The organism is Endozoicomonas sp. ISHI1, from assembly GCF_024606225.1.
In the GTDB taxonomy this organism is placed as follows: Bacteria; Pseudomonadota; Gammaproteobacteria; order Pseudomonadales; family Endozoicomonadaceae; genus Endozoicomonas_A.
Genome location: NZ_JAGRPU010000041.1, coordinates 1 through 12,453, shown reverse-complemented (window position 1 = coordinate 12,453; position 12,453 = coordinate 1). Strand labels below are relative to the sequence as shown.

At 47.9% G+C, this 12,453-nt stretch carries 2 protein-coding genes; both read left to right on the top strand.

Features of this window, described 5'->3' with window-relative positions; genetic code table 11:
• The first annotated feature begins 200 nt into the window (after positions 1-200).
• Entirely contained in the window at positions 201-5,771 is a 5,571-nt protein-coding gene (locus KBW69_RS19590; RefSeq protein WP_257281955.1) for a hypothetical protein, read from the top strand.
• Positions 5,772-5,859: 88 nt separating this feature from the next.
• Entirely contained in the window at positions 5,860-12,210 is a 6,351-nt protein-coding gene (locus tag KBW69_RS19585; RefSeq protein ID WP_257281954.1) for a hypothetical protein, read from the top strand.
• Positions 12,211-12,453: the final 243 nt, after the last annotated feature.

Here is a 12,453-nt window from a genome sequence, read left to right as displayed (position 1 = left end):
TATGTTAGAAGCCATGAATGCACTCCTTCTCTGAAAAAAACAACTCAATTTTGCTGGCGTTGAACTTTTGCCACTGTGGACTAGATTGTCTCAACAGCATGGTAAAACAGCCATGAGCGATTAAATTAGAAGTTGCTTTCTCGCCCGGTGTAAGCATTACTTTTCACGGCAATAAAAGTATTCAGCTCTGAGGTAGAAGAATGACACATCCCCGCCTCAATGCATTAAGCCTTGCAGTGGCTGTTGCCATCAACTCTTCCATCGCTGCTTCACAGGCACTGGCCGATCGGAGGCTGCAGATAAAATCTGTCGATATTCCGGGCAGTGGACGTGGGGAGTTTACCCACAGTGAAGTCATGGTTCGGCCAACTTTAGGTCACGACCAGCAACCAATCCCCAAATCCTTTACCACCACCTACCCTGATCAGGCGGTAGCCAGAGCAGGCTATGACGTTCCCTCTGAAGGCTTCACAGATGTTCTTTCTGGCATCGATGAGGGTGTTTCCAGTGTTGATCAGTTTGAAACAGACGAGCATGGGGTTGCTCAGAAATACACCAAAATTCTAAAGGTCGGTAATGAGGGAGTCTTCAGGTTCACCCATAACCTTGAAGACAGCAAACTGATCATTGAAGTCAGAGACGGAATGACCAGTCAGGATTCAGTCGAGGCTGTTTGTAGTCAATCAGGTGACATCCAACCATTAGAACCATTAACGAAAGTCGCCAACCCCAAACAGCTGGTCGCAATACTGAAAGGAGCCAATAAAAGAGCAGGAAGCCTGGGCGAAATTGATCACTATGTTGCCCTTGCCGCCATTGAAGTAGACAAAGTTGAAGTCAACGGGCGCACCTTTATGCGTCTTATCGCCGCGGGCGATCAACCTCTGGAACTGAAGCATCTGGGGCAATCGCTCTTTGTCAATGATGAGGCTCTTTTTGCAGCGGCCACCACGGCCTATACCCGGGTTCATGTTCTGAAGGAAGACTTACAACAGATGGCCCTGACTAATCTGTTGTCCTACCTTAAACCCGTTGGCTATGTTGTACACGCAGAGGATGAGACACAGGCTTATCCTGTACCTGCTGGCTATCCAAAACTGGCAGTGAATGAAGCTCCGGGGGAGATTATTGTCTTCCGTGGTCAGAAACAGAATCCCAGCGATATCGCCTTTGTGCAAATGGGTCTGTACCACCTCCTGGAAGAATTTTATGGCTTCCCACCCGCTACTGAAACAATAACAAAGATCAAAACAGACAAGGTCAAAAGCTACCAGTACGTCATTCGAAACAGGCAAACGGCGTTACTGGAGGAGTTAGCTGCACAGCACAATGCCGGACTTAACGAAGATGGACTGACGACTCGATCATACGAAGATATACTGGTGACGCTTGCGTACTATGAGTCTTTTCAGCAGGCATTGACCAGTGCTACTCAAGATAGTGCTACTCAAGATAGTGCTACTCAAGATAGTGCTACTCAAGGTGTCGCAGATGAATTTGAATTCTCAATAGGGCACGTCAGAGTCGCTTCGTCGGTCATGACGCCAACCTGGATGTATAATCAACTCTTAAAACACTTCGGCTTCAAACCTGAACTTAAAGATCTGCTGTCTAACCGGCATTTTGTTCAGAATATTCATGAATTGGTACCCATTGTCACCAAAGCCTACGGCGTTTCTCCTCCCGAAGACGGAAGCTTTGCTTCCAAAGTCATTGGCGACTTTGCCGGACAGACGTTTGAAATGGCAAGCAAGCAGGATCCGGAAGTCCGTTCCCGGGCCATTCAGCAGTACCTGAAGCGGCAGATCCCTGGCCTTGATCTGAGTGAGCAGAATGAAGGCATCACGACAGAAGACCACAATGCTCTGAAGGCAAGACTTTATAATACGCTTCTCAAGAATGCAGCGCTGGAAGAAGAACTGAAAGACATCCGCACACCAGGCCACCCCAAAGCCATGCCTGAAGTGCTTCGGATACTTCGTGCCGCAGCAAGAGTTTTGGGGAAAAAGAATCGCCTCAATGATAAGGACGATGTGTATTTCCAACGTCAGGTCATTGCTATTCTTATGCATCTGTGCATCAGAGAAGCCAGACGGGTGTCAGAGTTAAAGGCCCGGATCAAACTGCAAGTGCTGGAAAAAATACTCACCATCAAAATCAATAAAGGTGATGACAAAGCAACAAGACTGCAAAGGATCCGTGCAAAGATTGATGGCGGTGATGTCTCATATCACGAGCTGAGTGGGATGTACATGATCTTACGGCCGGGACCAGCCCTGGAGGCAGATCTGCCGGAGGCGGATATCGTACTCTCAGATATTCATGATCGTCTCAACTCCGTAGTCGAAGAATCGGATCAGCGAGCCGAAGAACAACAACTAAATTATCTTACCGCTCTTGAGATGGAACTAAATATCTCCCCTCATGAAAACCCTGCTGCTCAAGAAAGAGGCAAAATTTTCATGGCTCAACTGGCCAGAGCTTTACAGCTGGGATTTGCAGATGATGCCAACCTTTTCGACCAGCAGCATGTTTTAAGAGACAGAATCCAGGAATTAATGGAAGAAGTAAACGAATTTTATGACGATGAAGGTGCCAAGAGAATCAAAAACAATCAAATTGCCGATCAACTCAACATTAAGAACTACAGATATCACGGCAGTATAGACGAGCAAAACAGTCTGATTGAGGCAAAACTTGAACATCTGGATGAAGAAGTGTTTAAAGCGGGTCAGCCTGATGTTGATGAGCGTATCGCAGCCATTGAACATGAGCTGGACAAGCAAATGGCTCGTCTGGGTCCTAAGCCCCGGTTCGACCTTCATCGTGATGTCGCCAGGGCCAAACGAGCCATTAAAAAAGCTGAAAGTAATCAGTCAGGTGTTCATCGAAAACTGAATAATATTCGTCGCAAACAAGTGGTCTATGTGAGTCGTACCGACGTCTACCCTGCTATCACGGACGAAGACGAAAAGACTCTCAATCAGGCCATTAAACAAATCCAGATCGATTACGACCTGCCTGCAGACGACGGGCAAACCACTGAAGAGCGAGTAGACGACATCAGACATTTCCTGAGGGGAGACGGCGCTGAGAGACGGGATGAAGTCCTCGAGAAACTGGAAGCTGCCAGTAAACATCTTAACCTTCAGATACAAGGTGACCCCGGATTAATGGAGGAAGCAGATTACTTTATTGCTATTGCTTCCCATACAAATTCTAATGACCCGGACGAAGCCCATTACGCATTGGGTGAACTGCCTTTAACCAGGCAAAAGTACACTCGGGTCAAAGACTTCCTGCGTGTGCACGACAGGAAAAGTATGGAGTTAACTCATGCACTGCGTGAAGAAACTAATGTAAAAGAGCATCTGGCTCTTAAAAAAAAGGAGAACACCCCTTCTGGAGAGATCGATGAGAAGGCTGAAGCCCTGCATAATAACGAAATAGCTATGCTGAACTCAGACCTGGAGCATAAAAGTCAGGCTGTAGCAGAAACGAAAAAAGCTCTGGAGGATCTTAAAGAGATACTTGAATCCACTGAACAAGCCGTGGGGCTTCAACCAGACTCTTCTGACACCTATGAAGACCGGGTTAATGCCCTGAGAAACAAACAGATACAACTGGGCGGTAATGAGGGTACTGGCGGCATGATCCGGCAACTGATTCAGAAACAGGCTCATCTACAAGGTGAGATTGAAATCAGGAAAGCAGACATTGAGAGAATGAAGGAGGATCTGAAGGCTGCAGAGGAAGCCGTCGAAAGTGACATTGGCCCCTTCCAGTTCACTCCGAAGCAGGCAAAAGTTCTGAACGCTATCCACAAACTCATACAGCAGCACCCTCTTAAAAAACAAGCTCTGGAAGCCGCAATAGGTCTGGCAGAGTTAGCAGAAGAAAGCGTTAAAACAACATCATTTCTTGCGAGTTTCGATTTTGACGATGAATTTGCACCGATTCGCCTGCAGGCAATAATCGGAGAAAAACTGACATTTACACAAGCCAGTCGGATTGTGGAAGTTTTTAAGTGCCTGAAGGCGGTCTCACCGGAATCTCAACCTCTGATAGTTCTCAAAGAAGTGCATATTCTGTCGAACAAGGCCAGACGTCTGATGGCAACAGGGGCACAGGAATATGACGACAAAATTCTCGGTATGGGCAAAGCAGGCATTCACCACTTCGGGTATGAACCAAAAGACCTGAAAAGCTTCTCAGAATACTTCACTACCCATTCTGCCAGTGGTAACACGATCATTGCTCTGCTGGGTGAAGGTCTGATCAGCAAGATTGAACTTGAAAACTATATAAAGGCCGTCAGAGGTGTCGATGGATATCAGACAGTGGATGAATTTGAGCACCTCCTTGGCTACAGACACTGCGTCAATTTGCCTCAGTTCAATAAGGTTGTGCAAATGCTGTCCGACAAGGGTACTGAGAAATTCATGCAGAGTGCCTTCACTCCTGTAACCGTGAGCGCCAATGGCCCGGCGGGTATGAAAGAGTCTGTTGCCGGCATGAAAGAGTACGCAGCTGCGGTCATTGCCAACTACTTTCTTGACGATATTGCCTTTGAAAATGGCCGCAGAACGGCAGCATTCCTGACCAATATTCAGAATACCCTGACACCTTATGCCAATGCCGTTGGCCTGTCTGAATCAGACCTGATCAAAGCTATCCATGGCACATTGATGCAGGCTCATGCCGCAGCGGTTGAGCGACAGTTCAATAATTACTGGGTCAAACCTTCAGCGTCCCTGGCACAGATTGTCACCTGGTACTTCTCCAGCTACAAACCTCTGCTGGTGGCCCATACCACCCCGGAGGCTGCCATACTATCCCTGTCAAACATGTCGTTCCTCTATCTTCTGGACCTGACCAACAGGGGTGATTACACGCACAGGATGCTCACACCTTTCCAGCACTGGCTGGAACGCTACGGTGTTGATCTTGACCGAACGCGCCAGTACGCCTTCCACCGTAAAATTGAACAACTCTCTGAAGTGGGTGGGCTGGCGATGCCATTGGGCAAGGCCGCTTCCTCAGTCATTCTGCTGAGAACCGGCACCATGCTATTCGCCAGACAACACAACGCCAACCCCCGGATGTATCGCAGCATTTCCCGTCTGGTTCCCGAAATAGTGAAATCCATGGCTTCCAGACAAGGAGTTCGGATGCCACTGCTTCACAGAATCACACCAGAAAAAGTGAAAACTCTGGCTTCTGCCACAGCCGGTCTGGTGCTGGGCCCGGTAGCCACTGTCGGATCATACGCCCACGGTCTTTTATTCGGGTTTACCTATGCTCAAACCTTCGGATTCGCTCTGGCGTCAAGTCTCACTTTCGACTTCTTCATGAACGACAACAAAATGCTTACTCAGTGGCTGGGTGGACCTCTGGGCCGGGGTCTTGACAAGCTTAATCGCTGGAGACGTGTGGGTGAAACGGAATCTGACTATGTAAAACGTACTGCCATTGCCACGCCTCAGCGCTTCAAAGAAACGGATGAAGAGTATGCCAACCGTATTAAAACAAACAACATGATAAATGGCTGGATGCGGAACGAGATGCGTGGCTGGACACGAAACGAGAATTATCTTCAGTTCCGTGAACGACGTGACCGCACCATGAAGATGTACGAGCATGGCTGGGAGAAATACTTCAGGGACAATGTACCTAAATGGTCATTCTTCCACGCAGAAAGTATTCCTTACTCTTACACTTTGGGCACCTTCTACGAGTGGAAAAACAGTGCTGACAGGACAGCCAATTGACAGCCATGGACGATTAACCGTTGCTTACTCGTCTGGTGTGAACATCACTTTTTCCGGTGACAAAAGTACTCAGCTCTGAGGTAACAGAATGACAAGTGCTCGTCCCAATGCATTATGTCTTGCAGTGGCAGTTGCCATCAGCTCTTCCATCATTGGTACACAGGCACTGGCCGATCGCAGGCTGCAGACAAAATCTGCCGTTATTCCGGGCAATGGATATGCGGAGTTTATCCAGAGTGAGGTCATGCTTCAGCCAACTTTAGGTCTTAACGAACAGCCAATAGCCAAATCCTCTACAACCACTTACCCTTATGAGCCTCGAAGAAGTGAGGGCTATGACCTTCCTTCTACGAGCTTTACAGAAGTTCTCTACAGTATTCATGGTGGCGTTTCCACTGTTGATCAGTTTGAAACAGACGAGGATAACGTTGCTCAGAAATACACCAAAGTTCTGAAAGTGGGTGGTGAGGGCGTCTTCAGGTTCACCCATAACCTTGAAGAAAAGGAACTGCTTATTGAAGTCAGAGACGGAATGACCGATCAGGATTCAGTTGAGGCCATCCGTTATCAAGTACTATGCATCCAGGCACTAGAACCATTTACTAAAATCGCCAGCCCCGAGCAACTGGCTACTGTGCTGGAAGTTGCCAGCGACAGAGCAGGAAACCTCGGAACAAACGATCACTACGTCGCTCTTGCCACCATTGAAGTTGAAAAGGTTGAAGTCAATGGGCGTACCTTCATGCGTCTTATCGCTTTAGACGATCAGCCCCCTGAACTGCAACGTTTGGGTCAATCACTCTTTGTCAATGATGAGGCTCTCCTGGCGGCAGCCACTTCTGCCTATATGCAGGTTCATGTCCTGGAAGAAAATTTACAACAGCAGGCCCTTAATGATCTGTTAGCACACAGCAAACCTGTCGGCTATGTTGTTCACGTCGAGGATGACACGCGGGTTTATCCAGCGCCTGCAGGTTACCCAAAGCTGGAAGTAAAAGAAGCTCCCGGGGAGGTTATTGTTTTCCGAGGCCAGAAGCCGAATCCCGATGATATCGCTTTTGTAGAAAACCTCTATAAATTCTGGGTAGAAGCTGAGACTAATACCCCCGCCCCTGCTGCAACATGGGTTAAAAAGTACAGGGTCAAAAGCTACCAGTACGCCATTCGGAGCAGGCAGATGGCACTGCTGGAGGGGTTTGCTGCGCGGCACGACGCCGGAGTCAACAAAGATCAACCGACAACGCTTACAGACGAAGATAAATTGGCAGTGCTTGCGCTTTCATACTACGAATGTCTCCAGTTGGCATTGTCCATTGCCACTCCAGCTCAGGCAGTCGAATTTGAATTCACACCAGAGCATGTCAGAGCCGCTTCGTCTGTCATCACGCCAACCTGGTTGCAGATTCAACTCGCCAAACACTTCAGTTTCAAACCCGCACTCAAAGAGCTTCTGATCAGTCAGAATTTCGTTAAGGGTATTATGAATCTTATACCCGTCGTCGACGAATCACAGCTCGATGTTTTTAACCACAACGAACAGTTTGCTGCCAAAGTTGTGAGCAACATGGCCAGACAAACGGTTGAGTGGGAAAGACAGCTGCAAGAGCACATCGCAACAAAAAGCGAACTCATCCGGGTTAAAAACCAATTAGAGCTTATATCGGAGACAGCTACTGCCAATGAAAAGAAAAAACACAGAGCACTTGGGCTCAAGCAACAAGTTGAAGATGACCTCGTACTGATTCGTAAAGTGCTGAAAAAACTGGAAGAGCAGTCACAGAAACTTCAGTATAAAGTCGAACGAATCCAGTATCTGCAACAACACCTCCATGATGCCATAAAAGAAACCGGTATGGTTTACAACACACAACTGGCAGAGATGCTTGGTATTGATTACTGGGATGATAGCCAGCCACCAGAAGAACAAGCAAGACTGATCATAAAGAGAATTCATGAAATCAAAAGATCGGTTGCTGTAACAGATGCCGTAATAGAACAGCCTCTGGAAGAAGCTGTGAAAACAAAAATGGCCGACATTGAAAAGCAGCTCGATATTACTCCAAACAATGAAAACGATCTCAATGCACGTTATCAGTCCATCCTGCATTACCTGCAACAGCAGCTGCAACAACAGACAGAACGGATTGATGCTGTAATCCACAATCGCCTGGCCAAGATTCAACACCAGCTCGATCTGATCCCGGATATCGACAAGGAGCCTGAAGTCCGTTCCCTGACCATTCAGCAGTACACGAAGCAGAAGGCAGCTCAGGTCAATCAGGAAGGGTTTCTGCAACCGAGCCAAACAATAAATGAACAAGAGGACATAAAGAGTTCTTACACCAGGGCCAGAAAATCTGCGCTGGCAGCGACTTCCGCCCCTGATTCGAGTGAACTGAATCAAGACATCACGACAGAAGACCTCAATGCCCTGAAGTCAATGGTTTACAACACGCTTCTCAAGAATGCAGCATTGGAAGAAGAACTGAAAGACATCAGCATACCATGCCATTCAAAAGCCATGCCTGAAGTACTTGAGACACTCCGTGCTGCGGGAAAAGCTCTGGGGAGGAAGAGTCACCTTAGAGAAAAGGACGATGTGTATTTTCAACGTCAGGTCATTTCTGAAGACATGCGACTATATATCAGAGAAGCCAGGCAGCAATCAGAGGAAGAGGCCTGGTTCACACTGCAATCCCTGGAAGCAATACTCAAGATCGAAATCAATGAAGGGGACGACAAAGCAACAAGACTGGAAAGGGTTCTTACAAGGCTTGATAGCGGTGATGTTCCAAATGACGAGCTGAGTAAGATGGAAAACTTCGTCTGGTGGGAAGCTGACAGACCAGACCTGGAGAAGCATCTGGAAAGAGATCTGAAGGCGGGGCTGGTGGGGGTGGATATCATACTCTTTGGTATTCGTGATCGTCTCAAATTTATAGTCGAAGAATCTGATCAGCGAGCCAGAGAACGACAGGCACATTATCTTACCGCTATGGAGAAGGCGCTAAATATCCACCCTCATGTAAATCCTGCTGCCAAAGAAAAAGGAAAAATCTTCATAGCTAAACTGGCCGGTGATCTGCAGATAGGGTTTGCAGACGATGCCAATCTGTCCGACCAGCAGCATGCTCTAAGAAAGAAAATTCGGGAATTAATGGAAGAAGTAATCGAAACTTATGACGATGAAGGTGCCAAGAGAATCAGAAACAATCAAATTGCTGTTCAACTCAAGATTAAGGGCTATAAAAGTCATGCCGGTATAGACGAGCAGAACTGTCTAATTGAGGAAAAACTTGAACATCTGGATGTAGAAGTGCTTAAAGCGGGTCAGCCCGAGGTTGATGAGCGTATCGCAGCCATTGAAAATGAACTGGACAGGCAAATGGCTCGCCTGGGGCATAAGCCCCGATTCGCCCTTGATCGTGATGTCGCGATGGCCAGGCGAGCCATTAAAAAAGCTGAAAGTGAACTGGCGGGTGTTTATCACAGATTGAAGACTCTTCGTGGCAAAAACGTAGTATTGGCGTTGAACCGTGCTGATCTCCGACATATCTCGGATAAAGAAAAAACAGCTCTCAATCAAGGAATGAAAGATGTTCAGATCGGGTTGGGTCTGGCTGCAGTTGATGAGCAAACCCCTGAAGAGCGAATGAGGGACATCAAGCACTTCCTGCTGGAATGCAGTGCAGAAAAACGAGATGAAGTCCTTGAGGAAATCAGAACCAAATCAAATCTGAACATCCGGACTGGTGACCTCGGATTGAAGGAAGAATCTGATTACTTTATTGCCATTGCAGCCTACGCAAATTCTGATGTTCAGAACCAATCCGATGAAGCATTGGGTGAAGTGATTTTAACCTGGAAAAAGTACACTCAGATCGCACAATTCTTGCGTGAGCACGACAGGAAGAGTATGGAAGTGACCCTTGCAAGGCTTGAAGAGAGAAATTTACAAGAGAATCTGGATCGAAAAAAACAGGAAGTTATCGATTTTGAAGACTACGATAAGCAGGCTAAAACCGTATATGAAAACGAAATGGTCAGGCTGAATTTGGCCCTGGAGCAAACAAGTGATGCTGTATCAAAAGCAGAAGTCGCTCTGACGGAATTTCAAAACGTGGCTCTTGACGCCACTGAAGAAGCCGTGGGTCTTAAACCAGACGCCAATGACACCCACGAACAACGGCTTAATGCCCTGAGAAACAAACAGCTACAATTGGGCGGGAATGATGGTTTTGGCGGCAGGATCCGAAAACTGATTCAGGAACAGGTTCATCTGCAAGATGAGATTAAAAGCAGGAAAGCATACATTGAGAGAATGAAGATAGTCCTGAAGGCTGCAGAGGAAGCCATCCAAAGTGACGGCGGTCCCTTCCAATACACGCCGAAACAGGCAAAAGTTCTGAACGCTATCCAAAAATTCACACAGCAGCACCCTCTTAAAAAGCAAGCCCTGGACGCTGCAATTGGACTGACAGTAGTTGCAAGAGAAAGCGGTAAGGCCATACCATTGCTGACGACTTTCGATTTTGACGATGAATTTGCACCGATTCGCATGCGGGCACTGGCCGGAAACCATCTGAGGTTTGATCAGGCCAGTCGGATTGTGGAAATTTTCAAAAGCCTGAGGACATCCTCATCGGAATCTCAACCTCCGAGAGTTCTCAAAGAAGTCCAGATTCTGTCGTACCGCGCCAGGCAAGAGATAGCAACAGGGGCACAAGAATACGACGACGAAATTCTCGGCATGGGCAAAGCAGGCATTCACTACGTCGAGTATGAACCAAAGGACCTGAAAAGCTTCCCGGAATACTTCGCTGCCCGTTCTGCCAGCGGTAACAGGATCATCGCTCTGCTGCGTGAAGGTCTGATCAGCAAGGTTGAACTTGAGCACCACATGAAGGCCGTCAGAGGTGTCGATGGTTATCAGACAGTGACTGAATTTGAGCACTTTCTTGGTTATAAACATGGCGTCAAGGTGACTGAGTTCAGGAAGGTTGTCCAGATGCTGTCCGACGAGGGTACTGAGGAATTCATGCAAAGTGCCTTTACTCCTGTGACCGTGACCGCCACTGGCCCGGCAGGCATGAAAGAGTCTGTTGCCGGCATGCAAGAGTACGCTACTGCGCTCATCGCCAACTACGTTCTTGACGATGTTGCCTTTGATAACGGTCGCAGGACTCTGGCATTCCTGACCCATGCTCAGGATACTCTGGCACCTTATGCCCATGCTGTTGGCCTGTCTGAATCAGACCTGATCGAGATCATCCATGGTACATTGATGCAGGCTCATGCTACAGCGGTTGAGCGACAGCTCAATGATTACTGGATCAAACCTTCAGCCTCTCTGGCACAGATTGCCACCTGGTACTTTTCCAGCTACAAACCTCTGCTGGTGGCTCATAATGTGTTGCAGGCTACCATGCTATCACTGTCAAACATGTCGCTGCTCTATCTTCTGGACCTGACCAACAGGGGTGACTACACGCACAGGATGCTCATACCTTTCCAGCACTGGCTGGAACACTATGGTGTTGATCTTGACCGGGCGCGCCAGTACACCTTCCACAGTGAAATGGAACAACTCTCTGAAGTGGGTGGGCTGGCGATGCCATTGGGCAAGGTCGCCTCTTCAGTCATTCTGCTGAGAACCGGCACCATGCTGTTTGCCAGACAACACAACGCCAACCCCCGGATGTATCACAGCATTTCCCGTCTGGTTCCCGAAATGGTGAAATCCATGGGTTCCGGACAAGGATTTCAGGTACCACTGCTGCACCGGATAACGCCACAAAAAGTAAAGACTCTGGCCTCGGCCACAGCCGGTCTGGTGCTGGGTCCGGTAGCCACCGTCGGAGCATACACCCATGGTCTTATATCCGGGTTTACCTATGCTCAAACCTTCGGATTCGCTCTGGCATCCAGTCTCACTTTCGACTTCTTCATGAACGACAACAAGATGCTCGCTCAATGGCTGGGCGGACCTCTGGGCCGCGGTCTTGACAAGATCAATCGCTGGACAGCCGTGGGCGAAACGGAATCTGACTATGTAAAACGAACTGCCATTGCCACGCCTCAACGCTTCAGTGAAACGGAAGAAGAGTATGCCAACCGTGTTAAAGCCAACCATATGATGCATGGCTGGACGCGGAAAGAGAATTATCTTCAGTTCCGTGAACGACGCGATCACACCGTGAAGATGTATGAAAATGGCTGGGAGAGATACTTCAGGGAAAATGTGCCTAAATGGTCATTCTCTCACGCAGAAAGTATTCCTTACTCTTACACACTGGGCATCTTCTACGATTGGCAACAGAGCGGTGACAACAGAGCGACTGCAGCGCCAGAGGCCGCAGCCGTGAATACACCACTGGCTGATCAGGAGTTTGATAAGTTTAATCCTGGTAAAAATGAGAATACCCGCAACGAACTTTGATATCAGAAAACAGTGGATGATCCCTCCATAGCCATCCAAAAGAAATCGGTATAAAGCTATAGATAGTGATTTCTTTCAGATCGTGCTACCGATTAAGCCCTGTTAGAAGTTATGAATGCCGCTACTAAAAATCTAACATAATCTGTAATTATGTAGACTTATCTACGCCGTCACCGTGGATGCACGACGAATCGTGTCTAACTCCACTCTTGCGTAGGGTTTAACGTCGAGCTGTAACGTGTC